Here is a 17,714-nt window from a genome sequence, read left to right as displayed (position 1 = left end):
CACAATTTGAAACTTTTTATTGCTTAGTTGCGCTTATCTTCTCCCCAAAGCAGCTTTTTACGAAGTGTTTTTAAAAAGCTGTCGCCATGCAATTCCACAATTTTAATAGCGTAAGGTGCTTTTTCTATGGTGATCTCTGTCTCGTTGGTTAAAGTGGCAATGCGGGAATCCATAGAGACCAGGTAAGATTTTTCCCTTCCCGAAACCTTCATCTTTATTTTTGTGTTGTCCTTTATTACCAATGGGCGCGCATTAAGGTTATGAGGCGCGATGGGTGTGATTATCAGGGAACTCACGTTTGGAGTTATAACCGGGCCGCCGCAGCTTAAGGAATAACCTGTGGAGCCGGTAGGGGTGGAGATTATAACCCCATCTGCCCAGTAAGAGGTAAGATACTGGTCGTCCAGCCAGGTATCTACTGTAATCATAGAAGTGGTGTTCTTGCGGCTTACGGCAATTTCATTTAGGGCTACATGCCCAAAAAGGCCGTCGCCATTATCAGGATTAGTGGAAATTTGCAGGAGGCTTCTTTCAGAAACACTATATTCTTTTTTAAGAATGCTGTGGATGGTGGTTTCAATTTCCTCTTTTTGAATAGTGGCGAGAAAACCTAATCTACCGGTGTTTATCCCCAGAATTGGGATGTCAAGATTTCTTATGTAGTTTATGGACTTAAGAATGGTGCCATCCCCGCCTATGCAAAAAAACAGGTCGTAAGAATTGTCCAGTTCCTCGAAAGTGCGAAAATGGTTGTATTCTTTGGTGATGGTTTCATTCTTATTAATGAGATCAAGAAAGTTTTCTTCAATAATTACTTCAATATTCTCCCTGTCAAGCAATTCCAGAAGCTGCCCTATGTATTTTCCTGCATTGGCATGATAAAACTGTCCGTAAATCCCTATTTTCATCTACCCTTTTTTATTGATTTGTCTTTATGGTTTGGCCGAAAAAATTTTCCGCAGATTAAATATTCAGATATTTGTCTAAGTATTTCGACCTGTCCTTTATATTTCTCTGGAAAGTATCTTCCTGATGTTCAGAAATAATGTTGTAACCATAACGCCTGAAGGCCTGTATAATGGAATTCATGCCCATAGGACTGGTCTTGATCGTAATTTCAGCAATATCATTTTCTATCTTCGAAATAAAAGCGCCCAAAATATGGCCATTATTGGACTCCACGATCTGGCTTACTTCACTAAAGGAATAATCTTTAAATCCTTTGGCCACCACAAGGATGTTTCCCGATTCATTTAAAAAAGGAGTTTCATTAAAAAGGCTAATGATGTCATTAATTTCCAAATAGCCGCAATATTTGTTTTCTTCATCTAAAACCGGAAGCAAATTAGTGTCATTTTGAGCAAAGGCTTCCAGGATGTCCAGCCAGTAAGCTGTTTCTCTCACATAGAAGCCTTCCAGGGAATACTGGTAATCTTCCAGTGATTTTTCTGTATCAAAACAACGTATGTCGTTTTCTGAAATACACCCAATGTAGATTCCGTCTTTTTCAACAGGAAGATGAGTGTAAGTAAGATTGTTAAACAGGTCCTGGGTTTCTCCTATATTATCAGAAAGGTCCAGAATTGCGATGTCATTTAAAATATTTTCCTCCATACTCATAAGTGCTCCTTTTTCTGCAAATTAATCAAAATAATATTCAATAAGGCAGGGGCAACTTTGTATTTTTGCTACTAAAAGCGATAAATATGACTAAGTTAAGCGTAAATATCAATAAAATTGCAACCCTCAGGAATGCGCGCGGGGGCAATATTCCAGATGTGGTGCAAATGGCGAAAGATATAGAGACTTTTGGCGCTGAAGGAATCACTGTACACCCGCGGCCAGATGAGCGGCATATCACCTACCAGGATGTGCTGGACCTTAGCCCTGTGCTTACTACCGAGTTTAATATTGAAGGAAATCCAATTACAAAATTCGTAAACCTCGTTTTACAGGTGAAGCCTGCCCAGGTAACACTGGTGCCGGATGATGAAGATGCCATTACCTCTAATGCCGGTTGGGATACCATAAGGTACAGGGACTTTCTAAAGGAAGTGATCTCTGGATTTAAGCAGAATGGCATTCGAAGTTCCATTTTTGTAGATCCTAATCCCGATATGGTTAAAGCCGCAGTTGAAACCGGTACAGACAGGATTGAACTTTATACTGAAGCTTACGCGAAGGCTTATGCCAATGGAGATAAAAATGCGGTAAAGGCTTACGCTGAATGTGCAAAAATCGCTGATGATTTAGGAATGAAGGTGAATGCCGGCCATGACCTTTCTTTGGACAATATTGGTTACTTTAAAGAACAGGTGCCACACCTTGAGGAGGTTTCGATAGGCCACGCGCTTATCTCTGAAGCCCTTTACCTCGGGATGGAAAAGACAATAGGGGAATATTTAAAATTGCTGAAATAGATGGAATTACATTCAAAAATTCTTGGCGAAGGAAAGCCGTTTTTAATCCTGCATGGGTTCCTGGGTATGAGCGATAACTGGAAAACGCTGGGGAAACAGTTTGCAGATGCGGGATACAAGGTTCACCTTATAGACCAGCGTAATCATGGAAAAAGCCCGCATACCGATGACTTCAATTACAACCTGCTGGCGGAAGATATAGTGGAATATTGCAAAACTAAAAATCTTAAAGACATTATTCTTATGGGACATTCTATGGGGGGTAAAACTGCCATGTTAACTGCCGTGCTGCATCCCGAGCTGGTACGTAAGTTAATAGTGGTAGACATTGCTCCAAAATATTATGCGCCGCACCATCAGGATATTTTGGCCGGGTTAACCGCCTTAGATGAAGCCAAACTTGCCTCCCGTGGGGAAGCAGAAGATTTTCTTAAAAAATTTGTACCAGATACAGGAACGAGGCTTTTTTTGCTGAAAAACCTGTACTGGAAAACTAAGGAAAAACTTGCCCTGAAACTGAATTTAAATTCATTAAAAGACAATATTGAAGATATTGGAGCGGCCCTTCCTGCTCAATATGTTTATGATAAACCCACGCTCTTTATAAAAGGAGAAAAGTCAGGTTACATAAAAGAAGAAGACTGGGCAGGAATAAAAGATCAGTTTTCCAAGGCAGAGATGGTTAGCATTCCTGGAGCAGGGCATTGGGTGCATGCAGAGAAAAGGAAAGAATTTTTTAATGCTGTAAAAGACTTTGTTTAGATAATTGTTAAATTTATTATGTATGCATAATAAAACTGTAGGAAATCTTGGTCAATATTAAATTTCTTTTAATTTTGACGGGTGAATTCTAAAGTATATAAAATTTAACCCAATCTAAACTATGAAAAAAATAATCTTGCTCGCGCTTTGCGGGTTGGCTTCTTGTGTGATTTATGCGGGCGGTTACCGGGTGAGCCTTCAGGGCCAGCGCTCGCTGGCAATGGGCCACACAGGGGTGGCTTTGGTTAACAATGCTGAACTCGCTTTTTTTAACCCCGCGGGCCTGGTGTATCTGGAAAATAAAATTAATGCGGCAGTTGGTGTAAGTGCGGTTTTTTCTGATGTTACCTGGCAAAATGAAGAATTTGGGCAGATGGCACAAACCGATAGCCCTGTGGGAACACCATTTTATGCTTATTTTTCATATAAGGCTAATGACTGGCTTAGCCTTGGGTTAAGTGCCTACACTCCCTACGGAAGTTCTGTGGAATGGCCGGAGGATTGGGCAGGCTCCCATTTGGTAAATAATATAGATCTTCAGGCAATTTATATTCAGCCCCTTGCTTCTGTTAAGATTTCCGATAAGCTTAGCATTGGCGGAGGTCCTATTTTTGTGACGGGAGCAGTAAATTTCAACAGGAATCTTTCCCGTAATTTAACAAATATTGAAGGAGAGCGTTCAAACGTAACTGTGGATGCTTCTGGCGTAAATGCCTGGGGCTGGTCCCTGGGAGGAATGTACAGTCCTACCGAGAACCTTAGGTTTGGTGTTAACTATCGTTCCGAAGTTATTTTAGAAGCTGAAAATGGGGATGCCGATTTCCAAAATGTTCCTAATTCTCCTCAAACTCCCTTTGAAGATACCCAATTTGACGCGTCTTTACCAATGCCTGCCGAATTAACCGTTGGTGCCTCATACCACTTCCTGGATAAATGGACCGTGGCTTTTGATTACAATCGTACTTATTGGGGCGTTTACGAATCTTTGGATATTGATTTCGCAAATCCAGACATTCCGGATTCCTACAACCCGCGGAATTATGAGGATGCTTCAATTTACAGATTTGGTCTTCAATATGTGGCGAATGAAACATTCACACTTCGTGCCGGTTATTATTTTGATGAATCTCCTGTGCAATCCGGTTATTTTGCTCCTGAAACCCCCCGTAATGATTCCAACAATTTTACAGGTGGTTTATCTGTAAAGATCAATGATATGTTTGCGATTGATGCTTCCTTCCTTTACAGCAGGTTTAAGGAGATAGACGAAAGCTATAATCATTATGCTGAAGGAGAAGGAGAAGCACGCGTGGAGGTGCCTTTTGGTGGAACTTATAAATCCTCTGCTTTTGTGCCGGGACTCGGACTAACTATCAAAATTTAATTACAGCAAAATGAAGAATTATTTTAAATATATCGCGATTCTGGCTTTAGGAATGGTGGCCTGTGAGCCGGAATTAGAAAATCCAATAGATGAACAGGGGTTTTACAGCAATGGTGAGGCAGATTTTTCAAACTATGTCGCCCTTGGGAATTCCTTAACCGCAGGTTATGCTGATGGTTCCTTATATCTTAGCGGACAAAAGAATTCATATCCCAATATTCTGTCGCAACAGTTTTCTGTAGTTCAGGATATTGAGGAATTTCGGCAGCCCTTGGTAAATGATAATGCAGGTGGTTTACTGGCAGCAGGACAACCTATACCAGGTTTTGATACGCGTCTTGTACTGGCGTTTGATGAAGAAAGAAACCCCAGTCCGCAGCGATACCGCGGGGCAGATCCTACCACAGAAGTTTCTGCCGTTATGGAAGGGCCTTTTAACAATATGGGGGTTCCTGGAGCTAAAAGTTACCATTTAATCACTCCCAATTATGGGAATTTAAGTGGACTTACAAACCAGCCGGCTACAGCTAATCCTTATTTTGTAAGATTTGCATCTTCGCCTGAAACTACGGTGTTACAGGATGCTTTGGCTCAAAACCCCAGCTTTTTTACTTTATGGATAGGAAATAATGATGTGCTTGGTTATGCAACTTCCGGGGGAACAGGAGTAGATCAAACAGGAGCTGGAATTTCTCCTGCTGAATACGGAATGAATGACATTACAGATCCTATGGTTTTTGCAGGAGCATATTTACAGATGGTGGAAGCGCTTGCGGGAACAGCTTCCGGGGGAGTGTTAATTAATATTCCCGATGTAACCACGGTGCCTTATTTTACAACCGTGCCTTACGCTCCTTTGAGCCCTGCAGATCCCGACTTTGGTCCGCAGATTCCTACTTTAAATGCGACTTTTGCCGGTTTGAACCAGGCTTTCCAGGCGCTGCAGGTGCCGGAGCGTATGATATCTTTTTCTGAAACTGCGGCCAGTCCTGTACTTGTTAAAGATGAATCTCTTACAGATTTGTCCCAGCAAATAACCAAGGTGCTAACCGAGTCTGGTGCTGTAGATGCGGCCACCGCTGCGCTCTACGGGATGCAGTTTGGCCAGGTGAGACAGGCTACTGCTGAAGATCTACTGGTGCTTACCAGCTCTGGCGTAATTGGAAATATTAATCAGCAAAGAGTACAGGAGTTAATGAATTTTGGGTTGGATCAAACAACTGCAGCCCAGCTTTCTGTAAACGGAGTAACTTTTCCACTGGAAGATCAATATGTGCTAATTCCTGAAGAGCAGCAAACTATTGAAGCTGCCACTACTGCTTATAATCAGGCTATAGCAAATGCTGCCAACCAATTCGATCTTGGCCTGCTGGACGTAAACGCCATGTTAACGCAGCTGGCAAACGGCGGGATTCCTTATGATGCGGGTACAATTAATGCTACTTTCGTTACCGGTGGGGCATTCTCCCTGGATGGAATTCATCTTACCCCTCGTGGCTATGCTGTAATCGCGAATGGCATAATAGAGGAGATAAATGAAACGTATAATGCTGAAGTCCCAAAAGTAAATCCCGGTAATTATGCTACGGTTACTTTGAGCCAGGAGGTTCAGTAATATTAAAATTCACCCAAAGTTTAAGCGCCGGATAATCATCCGGCGTTTTTTTTGCAATTTTGTGGGGTAACCAATGCTACAAAAATTATGAAATTTATTCTCCGCATCCTGCTTTCTGCAGTTGCCGTTCTTGTTTTAGCTGAAATATTGCCCGGCGTGGCCGTAGATAATTATGGCACCGCCATTATCGTTGCGCTGGTGCTGGCTTTGCTTAACCTTATTGTGAAGCCGTTGCTCATATTGTTCACCTTGCCCGTGACCATTCTCACCCTTGGGCTTTTTCTGCTGATTATCAACGCAATAATTATTCTGCTGGCAGATGGATTTGTATCCGGTTTCGCGGTAGATGGATTGTTTATGGCGATAATTTTCAGTTTGTTATTGTCTCTTTTCCAATCCCTGCTTTATTCCCTTCTGGATTCAGATTAGAAGCCTGCTGAAATTCAGTAAATTGAAACTTTGCGGGCTTCCGAAAAAAGTGTAATTTTGCACTCCAATTTTTATAATAAGTCAAGATGAATATTACCAGAGAGAATATTGATGAATTAAACGCGGTAGTAAAAGTAGATATCGCTAAAGACGATTATCAGGAAAAAGTAGATAAGATTTTAAAAGATTACCGCAAAAATGCCAATATCCCCGGCTTTAGAAAAGGGCATGTACCTATGGGAATGGTTAAGAAGCAATACGGGAAAGCCGTATTGGTAGATGAGGTAAACAAACTGTTGCAGGACGCCCTCAATAAATACCTTACGGAAGAAAAGCTTGATGTTCTTGGGAATCCGCTGCCAAAAGAGCAGGAAAATTTTGACTGGGATAAGGAAAATTACACTTTTGAATTTGAGTTAGGGCTTTCTCCCGATTTTAAGGTAGATCTTGATGTAAAGGAACCTGTAACTCATTATAAAATTGTTGCAGATGACGAGATGGTGGAGAGCCAGATCAAAAACATGCAAAAGCAATACGGAAAACTCGTATCTAAGGAAACTGCGGAAGAAGGCGATATTGTTGCCGGTACCTTTAAGAATGAAGAAGAAGGTATAGATAACAACACTTCTGTAGAGCTTGAAAAATTAAAAGGAAAAGAAAATCTTGACAAATTTATAGGTGCAAAAGCAGGGGATACCATCAGCCTGAACACCAAAGGACTTTTTGAAGATGATCACGACTTGATCAAGCATCTTAAAATTGAACACGATAAAGCCCACGATCTTGATATAGAAGTTGAATTTACTGTAACTGAAGTGAACCATCAGGAACTGGCAGATCTGGACCAGGAATTATTTGATAAACTTTTTGGTAAGGATCAGGTAAAAACGGTGACAGAGCTTAAGGAAAAGATCAAGGAAGATGCAGCAAAGCAATTTCAGCAGCAAAGCGATCAGCAGTTGATGAACGATATTACTGAAAAGCTGATTGAAAATACGGAATTTGACCTTCCAAAGGAATTTCTTCAGAAATGGATTCAAACGGTCGGGGAAGAACCAATGACGGAAGAAGAGGCGGCTGAAGAATACGAGAAGAGCGAAAAAGGGCTTCGTTACCAGTTGATTGAAGGAAAGATTATGAAAGACAATAATCTTGAGATCAATTTTGAAGACCTTAAAGCTTTTGCAACAGATAAGATTAAGGCGCAAATGGCACAGTTTGGGCAAATGGATCCTTCAGAAAAAGAATTGGACGATATTGCGGCCAGGATCCTTTCCAATCAGGATGAAGCCAAGCGTTTGTCTGAGCAACTGATGAATGAGAAACTTCTTGAATTTTATAAGGAAAATATGAAGTTCAACGAAAAAGAAGTGACTTACGAAGAATTTGTGAAAGAAATTTATGAGTAGGCCTTTTTTATAATTTATACTTATCTTTAAGGCGTTAAACCATTTGGGGTAACGCCTTTTTTAATAAAAATGAACCTGAGGTTTTCAGGTTAAAGCAAGGCCAATCGAACTTTTTCTACTTAAAGTTTTATTGGCTGATATTTTTAAATGGATTTCTTAATAGAAAGAATTAAAAAATAAAATTGATGGATTACGGAAAAGAATTTGAAAAATATGCCACCAAACATCATGGGATTAACAGTATGTACTATGATAAGCTGGTGAGCGCGGTAACCCCGCCAATGGGAATGACCCCCAATATTATTGAAGAACGCCAGATGAATGCTGTGGCAATGGATGTTTTTTCAAGGCTAATGATGGACCGGATTATATTTATGGGAACCGCAATTAGTGACCAGATTGCTAATATCATCCAGGCCCAGTTGTTGTTTCTGGAAAGCACAGATTCTTCTAAAGATATTCAGATTTATATCAATTCTCCGGGTGGAAGCGTTTATGCCGGGCTGGGAATTTATGATACCATGCAGTTCATAAAGCCAGATGTTGCGACTATTTGTACAGGAATGGCGGCATCAATGGGAGCAGTGCTTTTATGTGCCGGGGAAAAAGGAAAAAGAAGCGGTTTGCCTCATTCCCGTGTGATGATTCATCAACCTCTTGGAGGGGCTCAGGGACAGGCCAGTGATATTGAAATTACCGCGCGTGAAATCCTACTTTTAAAGGAGGAACTTTATAAAATTATATCCAAACATAGCGGCCAGACTTACGAGAAAGTGCATGAAGATAGTGACCGTGATTACTGGATGAAGGCAGATAAGGCGAAGGATTATGGAATGATTGACGAAATATTACAAAGAGAAGGATAAATTGGAATTCAGGATTGCTTTTTTATATTATAGTCCTGAAATACAAATAGGAAAACCAAAAAAATGGCTAAAGAGGATTTAGAATGTTCATTTTGCGGGAGAAAGAAACCGGAAACGAGTTTGCTTATTGCCGGGCTGGACGCGCATATATGTGACAGGTGTATAGAACAGGCGCATGGGATCGTACTGGAAGAATCCCGGCAGGGAGAGGCTAAAGAGCTTTCCTCAGATTTAATGCTGAGCAAACCAAAGGCTATTAAAGCTTTCCTGGATGAATATGTTATTGGCCAGGAGGCTACGAAAAAGGTGATGTCTGTGGCCGTGTACAACCACTACAAAAGATTGTTGCAGCCTAATTCTGAAGATGATGTGGAAATCCAGAAGAGTAACATCATTATGGTGGGGGAAACCGGTACCGGTAAAACTTTGATCGCCAAAACCATCGCCAGAATGCTCAATGTGCCGCTCGCGATTGTTGATGCTACGGTTTTAACAGAGGCGGGATACGTAGGGGAAGACGTTGAAGGGATCCTTACACGTTTGCTTCAGGCTGCCGATTATAATGTGGATAAAGCCCAGCGTGGAATTGTTTTTATTGATGAAATTGATAAAATTGCCCGTAAGAGCGATAACCCATCCATCACCCGCGATGTTTCCGGGGAAGGCGTTCAGCAGGCTTTGCTGAAGCTGTTAGAAGGGACCACGGTAAATGTTCCGCCCAAAGGAGGAAGAAAACACCCGGACCAGAAGTTTATAGAAGTTGATACCGAAAATATTCTTTTTATTGCCGGTGGTGCTTTTGATGGAATTGAAAGGAATATCAGTAAAAGGCTGAATATGCAGGCAGTTGGCTTTAGCGCTTCCAAAGGAGAAGATGCTATAGAGCGTACCAACCTGCTAAAGTATATTATTCCGAAGGATTTAAAAGATTTCGGTCTGATTCCTGAAATTATCGGGCGTCTTCCGGCTTTAACTTATATGAATCCTTTAGATAAGGATACTCTTCGTGCCATTCTCACCGAGCCAAAAAATGCTATTATAAAGCAGTATAAGAAGCTCTTCGAGATGGACAATATTGAATTTGAAATGACCGAGGAAGCTTTGGATTATGTGGTGGAAAAGGCTGTGGAATATAAACTTGGCGCCAGGGGATTACGCTCGCTTTGCGAGGCTATTCTAACCGATGCCATGTTCGAAATGCCGGAAGGTAATGAAAACAAGCTGGTGGTAGATGCCGAATATGCTGAAGAAAAGCTGAATAAATCCACTATCAACAAATTAAAGGCGGTTTCTTAAAACAACATTTCTGAAACCAAAGCTAAGATTTAAGCCATTCTGAAAGGGATGGCTTTTTTTAGTTTGATACTTGTTCTTTTCAATATTTATCGTATTATTGCAATATAACATAAGGAAATGGGAGTTACTAAGTCTGAAATATTCACCGATTATCAAAATGAACTGGCGGTGGCTTCAAGGGTCTTCGGTCACCCCGCCAGAATCGCCATTCTGCAGCACCTCATAAAAACGCAGACTTGTGTTTGTGGAGATCTTGTGGAAGTAATCGGCCTGGCGCAACCCACCATTTCACAGCACTTAAAAGAGCTTAAAAACCTGGGGCTCATAAAGGGAAATATCGAAGGTGCCCGCGTGTGCTACTGTATAGATGCGGTGCGCTGGGGAGAAATTAAAAAGCTGTTTGAGAGTTTTCTGGGCCAGCAGGTTTCTGCTTCAGAAGAATGTTGCTAAAAAATTTGGAATAGTACATCGCTATATTGCGATAAAACAATAAATGAAATTATGAAAATATCAGAAATCAAAGAGCATTTGGTTCAGCTTGATCAAATAGCATTCAAACTGCCGAATGGAGATTTAGTGCCCCGGCACTTTCATGTCACGGAAATAGGCAAAATCAATAAAAGATTTATTGACTGTGGCGGAACGCTGCGAGAGGAAGAAATAGCCAACTTTCAATTATGGGAAGCAAGTGATTATGATCACCGGCTGCATCCTGAAAAGCTCATTTCTATTATTGAACTTTCAGAAAAGCTGCTGGAATTGGGAAATTTGAATATTGAGGTGGAATATCAGGGGGAAACCATCGGAAAATATGATTTGGGGTTTGATGGTAAAGAATTTCTGTTGTTGAATAAACAAACCGATTGCCTTGCCAAAGATAAATGTGGTGTACAGGAGAAACCAAAGATGAAAATGAGTGAACTACAGTCATCATCTTGTGAATCCGGCAGCGGCTGCTGTTAACGCTATAGATATGGAAGCAAATATTAGAATTTTACCGAAACTTCAGCAAAAAATTGAAACTCTTGAGGTTTCTTCAGTTTCAGAAGAAAGAAAGGAAATTTTAGCTCCTCTTGTGGAGTATATTAAGGAGAAAGCTGAGAGAAACGAGGTGGCAAATATCAATTTTATTTGTACCCATAATTCAAGGAGGAGCCAGTTTGCGCAAATTTGGGCACAGGCGATAGGGCAGTTTTATGATATTCCTGTTCAGGCTTTTTCCGGCGGAGTAGAGGTTACCGCTTTTAATGAAAAGGCAGTTAAAGCTATAAAGGATGCAGGTTTTAAAATTTTTGCGGAAGGAGAAGAAAACCCGCTGTACTCTGTTCATTATGCTGAGGAATTAACTCCGGTAAAAATGTATTCCAAAAAATATGATGATAAAGTGAATCCGCAGAAGAATTTTGCGGCCGTCATGACCTGTTCGCATGCAGATGAAACCTGTCCTTTTATTCCGGGAGCCGAAAAACGGATTGCGGTAAAATATGAAGACCCAAAAGAGTTTGATAACACTCCGGAGCAGGATCAAAAATATAAGGAAAGAAGTGAGCAAATTGCGGCAGAGATGAAATACGTGTTTTCTTCTTTATCAATTAAAAATTAGATTATGGCTGCAGCAGCTAAACGGCTAAATTTTCTAAATGCATACCTAACGCTGTGGATTTTCATGGCCATGGCTGTGGGGGTGGGGCTGGGGTATTTTTTTCCCTCAGTGCCCGCGCAAATCAATTCCTACAGTAGTGGTGCCACTAACTGGCCAATTGCGGTTGGGCTGATTTTAATGATGTATCCGCCCCTCGCAAAAGTGAATTACCGCTTGCTCCCTAAAGTTTTGCAGAATATAAAGATTCTGTCCATTTCCCTGTTGCTTAATTGGGTTATTGGCCCTGTGTTGATGTTTGCGCTTGCCATGATTTTTCTTCAGGATTATCCCGAATACCTGGTGGGGCTTATTTTAATCGGCCTGGCGCGCTGCATTGCAATGGTGCTGGTGTGGAATGATCTTGCAGAAGGAAACAGCGAATATGGTGCTGCACTGGTAGCCCTGAATAGCATCTTTCAGGTTTTTGGTTACAGCTTCTATGCCTGGCTATTTATTACAAAATTGCCCCCGCTCTTTGGTTTTGAAGGAGCAATCGTAAATATTTCCATAGCAACAATTGCAGAAAGTGTGGCTATTTACCTCGGTATTCCTTTTTTAGCGGGTACTTTAAGTAGATTCCTGCTGGTTAGGATAAAAAGTAGAGAATGGTATGAAGAAAAATTTCTTCCTGCAATTTCGCCATTAACGCTTATCGCTCTGCTCTTCACTATTGTTGTCATGTTTTCCTTAAAAGGAGAATTAATCGTAGAAATCCCTTTTGATGTGCTGGTAATTGCGGTGCCGTTATTGGTCTATTTTGCCTTTATGTTCCTGATTGGCTTTTTTATAAGTAAGGCGATGGGAGCTGACTATGATAAAAACGCTGCAATTTCTTTTACCGCTGCAGGGAATAATTTTGAACTGGCTATTGCCGTGGCTATTGCGGTTTTTGGTTTGAATTCCGGCCAGGCCTTTGCCGGGGTGGTAGGGCCGCTAATCGAGGTCCCCGCGCTTATTCTACTTGTGCGGGTGGCATTCTTGCTAAGGAGAAGGTATTATTAGATTACAATCCCATACATTGGATCAATCTCAAAAGTTGTGGAGGAATTAAATCAACAAAAAAACCCGCAACATCGTTACGGGTTTCTTGGGTGGTGCCTCCAGGAATCTTAAATTATAGTTTCATTTTTTTTCAATTTGATTCAAATATTTACAAACACTGTTGATATGCAGCTATTATTGTAAATAACTACATTTCATTTCTATCCAATTTTTTACTTTTGATACCACGAAAAAACACAGTAAAAAACACAGTCATTTGAAGCCGCCTAAGTTTAGATTTTATTTAGAACCTAAAAATAAGGACCCGAAAGAGAGAACCGAAGAAGAGTTAATCATGGTTAGTATAAGTTATGGGTATTCAAAGAAACAGGCGAATGGGAAAAACAGAGCCATACCATGTCGGATAGCCGTGGAGGCTAAAATGAAGCCAAGTAATTTCGGTAGGATTGAAACTGGATATAAGTTTGACCCGAATGTATTTCAAAGATATAGTCGTTCCAATAGGACCATTGAAAATAAAATGAACCGCATCAAGGAAGAGGTGTGGAAACTTGAATCTAAATACGTTTCAGAGGGTAAGATGCCAACTCCTGAAGAATTAAAAGAAGAATTGTTAGTCAGGTTAAAGCGAAAGGAAAGAACTGATGTGATGTCTGTTTCGATTTTAGAATTCTTAAAAGAGGATATTAAAAGGTATGAAAGTGGAACTGGGCGTAATTCCGTTGACAGAATAAAAGAAAACACCATCAAAACCTATAGGACTTTAAAGACACTGCTGGAAGAGTATCAAATCACAACGGGAAAAACAATTTATTTTGATGGTTTTGATGAGGATTATTATTGGAATTTTTGGGATGTCACAGATGAAATACTCAGAGGTGTACGTGAAGTTGATAATCCCAATAGAAGTAAAAGGCAAACCAAAAATAAAAATGGATACTCAGTAAATTCAATCCGTAAATATCAGGACGCATTTATAAAAACGTTGAATAGAGCTAAAGAGCAGGGTTTCAAATCCTCGTTAGATACAACTAAAAAAGGGTTAAAATTACCTGGTGCGGATTCTTCCAAAAATATATTTGTGACCATTTCCGAATTGAAGCAAATCATTAAAGCAGATGTTAGTTACGATAATTCTTTACAAACTGCCAAAGACTATATTATAATCAGTTGCCTTACGGGAATGCGATATCAAAGTATGAGTGATACTTCAACACAGCAAATAGAATTATATGTTGCTACTAGTTATAATTTTAAATATATATTAAGTAGGCAGGCTAAAACAGGAACCGAAGTTTATATGCCGCTTTTAAAACCCGTTCGTCAAATTCTTGAATCCTATGACGGGGTATTTCCAAAATGGCCCGCCAATGGAACCATCAATAAGAAATTGAAACAATTATTTGAGTTAATAGGTATAGATGCTATGAGTGAAGAGAAAATTACTACCTATAAATTTGGTGAGATAATCAAAAAAAGACCTAAGTATGAACTTATTTCAGCTCATGATGGGAGAAAGTCATTTATATCGAATTTGGAAGAATTAAAGGTCAATAGGGACGTGGTTGACCAAATGACACATCCTGATAAAAAACCTAAGAACCCGATGCGGAAGATTTATGATAAGAGGGATTTAATATCTAAAGCGAAAGATTTTGTTGATGAAGTAAGTAAGTTAGACTGCGATTTGTACAAATTATAGAAGAAGCACGGGTGCTGATTAGTAGCGAGTAATTTTGAAATGTCAAACCAATTTCTTGGAGATTTGTAAGCTATTTCTTTATTAATACCATAACGAACTTAAAATCGAATAGAAGAAAACCACCTTAAATCAATGAGTGGACCCCACATACTCTAATAGTAATTCTTCAATTCGTGCCTTCGTAAGTTCTTTATTTTGTTTATTCCTAATTATATATCCACTAGAGCTCTTGAATTCAATATGGTCAAAAAGTTTGGGAGGATAATATCTCAGCACATAATTTTTATACACCCTAAAACGGGAAGTATTATTATATGTGCCATCGGGATTTATATTCTCACCATTTAAGGTTTTCATCCATTTCTAATAGCTTAGGAGCGCCAATGAAACCGAAAGAGGCATCAGGAATTTTCTTATAGTATGCCTTACTAATCATAAGTAAGGTATTCATGACCAATAAGAAATTCTGTGCTCCAGTGTGCTTTCCGTCCTTATCCCTATTATCGGTGGAAAGCAATAAGGAATAACGGTGGTCAGAATGGCGGTGTGACTTGAGATAAAATTTAACTACGTAAATTTTATTTTCTCTCTTTTCGACCTCCACAATATAAGCATGATTATACATGCATTTGAAGGAATAAAGTCGTCTTTCATATCCATCTACAACCTTACTCCCTTTAGGACCGTAATGATAATAATTTAAACTTATTGTGATAGATGTTAAAATGCATAATTATAGGCACTGGACCTATTCATTTCAACTTCTCTTTTGGTAAGGACATGAGCTTTATGGATAACCATAGTAGCAGATTTGCCGCTTGCAGATATTTTGGTAGCGGCTTTATTCACTTTATAAGTGTTATTTTTTAAAACTCCCATAATTTACGTCTAACGAGTGTGCAAAAATAAATTAAATTAAAGAGCCGTATCATACAACTCTTATTCTTTTAATTTATAGTGTGATAGGGACGCATAAATTATTCTTATCAACAATTATATGTTGAAAAATAGGAAATATTCTTCCAAATTTCCCAAATTTTAACAAAAATTAATAGTAGAACTTGCCCTAGCTCAGAAACTTTTCCCTTAAAATTTTACTGATTCTTTGGACAGTTCCCACACTCACCCCAGTAATCTTAGCTAATTTTCTAATTGATAAATCGGGATGTTGATTAATTTCTTTTACCACAGATTTATGCTTTTCTAAAAAATCTTCTTTACTCATTGATGAGCCACGAACACGGCCTTTGTAGACTCCCTTGGCTTTAGCGATTGCAATACCTTCCCGTTGTCTTTCTCGAAGGTTTTCCCGCTCCATTTCAGCGACATTTGCAAGAACACTAAGGATTAATTTAAAAACTTGATTAGTCTTATTATCAACCATACTTTCAAGACCAAGATTATCTACTCGTAACACCACGTTCTTGTTGGTAAAGTATTCCAATGTTTGGAGCACATCTACTAGATTTCTTCCCAAGCGGTCAACAGCCGTCACCGAAACGAAATTTACTTCGCCTTTTTCGATGGCCTCCACCAATTCCTTTCCTTTGGGCCTTTCTAAAAAAGCTACTGAACCACTGATGACATCATTAAAGATTAATTCATCTGGGTGGTTTCTTACCAATTGGCGTTCTAATTTTTGGTTTGCAGAGGAAATTCTATTATACCTGGCTTTTTTCATATTGGTTGGTTTTCTCCACAAATATAGTGTATTTATAAAGATCGTACAAAAATAGGGTAGTATCAAATGAACATTTATAACAGCAGTAAAACCATATTATAGAGCAAACTGATTCCCTACATGAATAGGGTTTAGTCTAAATATGAACAAACCATTATTAAAGCTCTCTTTAATTTCTATTGAAGGTGGGAAATTATTATCATTATTCTAAAAAATCTTAAATTTGCCAAAATTGCAAATCATCTGTTGACTTATGGCAAAGAAGTACAAAACAAATCATCAACTCATAATAGGGGATAAATTCGAGGATATAGTGTTGGAAACTTTTAGAGATATTGGCACCACTAGACCTAGAGTGCGCCCTGTAGAAAATTTTGACCCTAATATTAGAGTAGAATTTCCAGTTCATCTAAGGGAAGAAAATCCCGTAGGTACAAGATTTAAAGCTAATGTCAAGGTTTCACAGAAAACCAGAGAGGGAGAACCCTTTGGCCCACCATACCTTGTTGCTGATGTGAATTCTATAGAACAGTTAACATAAAGTTTAAACCATCAACCTCTTCAATCTATCCTTAGTTTCCCTCCAGTTGGGATATAATTTTCCCAACAACTCATAAAAGGCTGAACTATGATTAAGGTGAGTCAGGTGACACTATTCATGCATAATTGGGTACTCTATACATACTTTAGATTACAAATATTTAATTTTTGAACGTGAGAAACACAGATACTTAATTATATACTTCCACTGCTCTTTGTTGTAAACATATAAAAGGGATCTTCCCAACTTACTACTCTCTTGTTAGTTAAACATAGCTTTAAACACCTTAGAAAATTTCTGGATAAATAAACGTGGTTCAAATACAAATAGGTTTTTGTTCAAAAGGAGCCTATCGAAAGCCAGGAAAGTGACAAATGACTGAAGAACTGCCGTATTCAAACCGTAACCTTCTAACAGGGGAGTATTATTAAGAGTAGTGGATGCAGTTATTATAAGAAAGACAAAGTAGGATAGATAAATGAGAAATCTAAACCTCTCCCTATTCATTATCGATAACACCAAATCAAATTGAGCCTTTCTTACTTCGATTGGTTTGTCCAGACTCAGTTTTTTATTCCACAAGAATATCAATCGTTCCCCATATATCATCACAAATATAAATTGAAACGTGAGGTAAATGTAAATCTTTAATGAAGCTGTCAAATCATAACCGAAGATAATCTCAGGACCTTGAAAAATAAGAAAAAAAAGGATGAGGCTAGAAGGAGCTATAAAACCGAGGAAAATTAGACCAAAGCTTTTTAGGATAGGTTTTAAACTAATGATAATGTACCCAGGCAAAAGTAAAATTACTTTAATTGGATTTAAAAACCTCCAATCGGGCAACTGTAGTGTTACTATAAATATTCCCAAATATAAGGGAAATATTGAGAGGTAAGGCTCGAAATCCTTAACCCAAAAAAATAATAAAAACAGCATAACTGAAAAACCGAGAAGAAATATCT

General features: G+C 39.1%; 20 protein-coding genes. 14 read left to right on the top strand and 6 right to left on the bottom strand.

The window, feature by feature from the left end; translation table 11 throughout:
* Positions 1–23: 23 nt before the first annotated feature.
* The gene (locus RM553_RS10875) at positions 24–908 is read right to left on the bottom strand and encodes an NAD kinase (RefSeq protein WP_311534954.1); all 885 of its coding nucleotides are present in this window, start codon (positions 906–908) and stop codon (positions 24–26) included.
* Positions 909–963: 55 nt separating this feature from the next.
* A complete protein-coding gene (locus tag RM553_RS10870; RefSeq protein ID WP_311534953.1) occupies positions 964–1,620 on the bottom strand; it encodes a CBS domain-containing protein in 657 nt (218 codons plus the stop codon).
* A gap of 86 nt (positions 1,621–1,706) precedes the next feature.
* On the opposite strand from RM553_RS10870, the gene RM553_RS10865 reads away from it, so the two are divergent.
* The 13 genes from RM553_RS10865 (at position 1,707) to RM553_RS10805 (ending at position 14,527) form a co-directional block, all read left to right on the top strand.
* Positions 1,707–2,420, top strand: coding sequence for a pyridoxine 5'-phosphate synthase (locus tag RM553_RS10865; RefSeq protein WP_311534952.1), 714 nt, complete (start codon positions 1,707–1,709; stop codon positions 2,418–2,420).
* Positions 2,421–3,182 carry an alpha/beta fold hydrolase gene (locus RM553_RS10860; RefSeq protein WP_311534951.1) on the top strand — a complete coding sequence of 254 codons (762 nt, stop codon included), beginning with the start codon at positions 2,421–2,423 and terminating at the stop codon, positions 3,180–3,182. It abuts the gene before it with no gap.
* A gap of 121 nt (positions 3,183–3,303) precedes the next feature.
* On the top strand, positions 3,304–4,566 hold the full coding sequence (locus tag RM553_RS10855; RefSeq protein ID WP_311534950.1) for an OmpP1/FadL family transporter: 1,263 nt from the start codon (positions 3,304–3,306) through the stop codon (positions 4,564–4,566).
* A 10-nt stretch (positions 4,567–4,576) separates the two neighbouring features.
* Positions 4,577–6,181, top strand: coding sequence for a G-D-S-L family lipolytic protein (locus RM553_RS10850; RefSeq protein WP_311534949.1), 1,605 nt, complete (start codon positions 4,577–4,579; stop codon positions 6,179–6,181).
* Between the two features lie 87 nt (positions 6,182–6,268).
* Positions 6,269–6,610 carry a phage holin family protein gene (locus tag RM553_RS10845; RefSeq protein WP_311534948.1) on the top strand — a complete coding sequence of 114 codons (342 nt, stop codon included), beginning with the start codon at positions 6,269–6,271 and terminating at the stop codon, positions 6,608–6,610.
* Between the two features lie 86 nt (positions 6,611–6,696).
* Positions 6,697–8,019, top strand: a complete 1,323-nt coding sequence (gene tig / locus RM553_RS10840) for a trigger factor (RefSeq protein ID WP_311534947.1) — start codon at positions 6,697–6,699, stop codon at positions 8,017–8,019.
* A 185-nt stretch (positions 8,020–8,204) separates the two neighbouring features.
* Complete coding sequence (gene clpP / locus RM553_RS10835) at positions 8,205–8,885, top strand: ATP-dependent Clp endopeptidase proteolytic subunit ClpP (protein WP_311534946.1); 681 nt, start codon at positions 8,205–8,207, stop codon at positions 8,883–8,885.
* A 63-nt stretch (positions 8,886–8,948) separates the two neighbouring features.
* Positions 8,949–10,181: an ATP-dependent Clp protease ATP-binding subunit ClpX gene (gene clpX / locus RM553_RS10830; protein ID WP_311534945.1), complete on the top strand. Its 1,233-nt coding sequence runs from the start codon at positions 8,949–8,951 to the stop codon at positions 10,179–10,181.
* Positions 10,182–10,298: 117 nt separating this feature from the next.
* On the top strand, positions 10,299–10,631 hold the full coding sequence (locus tag RM553_RS10825; protein WP_311534944.1) for an ArsR/SmtB family transcription factor: 333 nt from the start codon (positions 10,299–10,301) through the stop codon (positions 10,629–10,631).
* Between the two features lie 51 nt (positions 10,632–10,682).
* Positions 10,683–11,144, top strand: a complete 462-nt coding sequence (locus tag RM553_RS10820) for a DUF6428 family protein (protein ID WP_311534943.1) — start codon at positions 10,683–10,685, stop codon at positions 11,142–11,144.
* Entirely contained in the window at positions 11,098–11,784 is a 687-nt protein-coding gene (locus tag RM553_RS10815) for a low molecular weight phosphatase family protein (RefSeq protein WP_311534942.1), read from the top strand. The genes RM553_RS10820 and RM553_RS10815 overlap by 47 nt, the downstream gene beginning before the upstream one ends.
* Positions 11,785–11,787: 3 nt before the next feature.
* On the top strand, positions 11,788–12,825 hold the full coding sequence (arsB, locus tag RM553_RS10810; RefSeq protein WP_311534941.1) for an ACR3 family arsenite efflux transporter: 1,038 nt from the start codon (positions 11,788–11,790) through the stop codon (positions 12,823–12,825).
* Between the two features lie 256 nt (positions 12,826–13,081).
* Positions 13,082–14,527, top strand: a complete 1,446-nt coding sequence (locus RM553_RS10805; protein WP_311534940.1) for a site-specific integrase — start codon at positions 13,082–13,084, stop codon at positions 14,525–14,527.
* A gap of 720 nt (positions 14,528–15,247) precedes the next feature.
* On the opposite strand, the gene RM553_RS10800 is transcribed toward RM553_RS10805, so the two are convergent.
* Positions 15,248–15,406 carry a hypothetical protein gene (locus tag RM553_RS10800; protein WP_311534939.1) on the bottom strand — a complete coding sequence of 53 codons (159 nt, stop codon included), beginning with the start codon at positions 15,404–15,406 and terminating at the stop codon, positions 15,248–15,250.
* 187 nt (positions 15,407–15,593) lie between these two features.
* Positions 15,594–16,208: a recombinase family protein gene (locus RM553_RS10795; RefSeq protein WP_311534938.1), complete on the bottom strand. Its 615-nt coding sequence runs from the start codon at positions 16,206–16,208 to the stop codon at positions 15,594–15,596.
* Positions 16,209–16,461: 253 nt separating this feature from the next.
* On the opposite strand from RM553_RS10795, the gene RM553_RS10790 reads away from it, so the two are divergent.
* On the top strand, positions 16,462–16,749 hold the full coding sequence (locus tag RM553_RS10790) for a hypothetical protein (protein ID WP_311534937.1): 288 nt from the start codon (positions 16,462–16,464) through the stop codon (positions 16,747–16,749).
* Between the two features lie 3 nt (positions 16,750–16,752).
* Here the strand turns inward: RM553_RS10790 and RM553_RS19735 are convergent, their stop codons facing one another.
* Both RM553_RS19735 and RM553_RS10785 read right to left on the bottom strand, forming a co-directional pair.
* Positions 16,753–16,854, bottom strand: coding sequence for a YgjP-like metallopeptidase domain-containing protein (locus RM553_RS19735; protein ID WP_432271460.1), 102 nt, complete (start codon positions 16,852–16,854; stop codon positions 16,753–16,755).
* Between the two features lie 156 nt (positions 16,855–17,010).
* Positions 17,011–17,714, bottom strand: a 704-nt coding sequence (locus tag RM553_RS10785) for a hypothetical protein (RefSeq protein ID WP_311534936.1), incomplete at its 5' end; no start/stop codon positions are given.

It is taken from the genome of Autumnicola tepida (assembly GCF_031846485.1).
Lineage (GTDB): Bacteria > Bacteroidota > Bacteroidia > Flavobacteriales > Flavobacteriaceae > Autumnicola > Autumnicola tepida.
The sequence above is the reverse complement of the archived record's forward strand: the minus strand, read 5'-3'. Positions and strand labels throughout refer to the sequence as shown.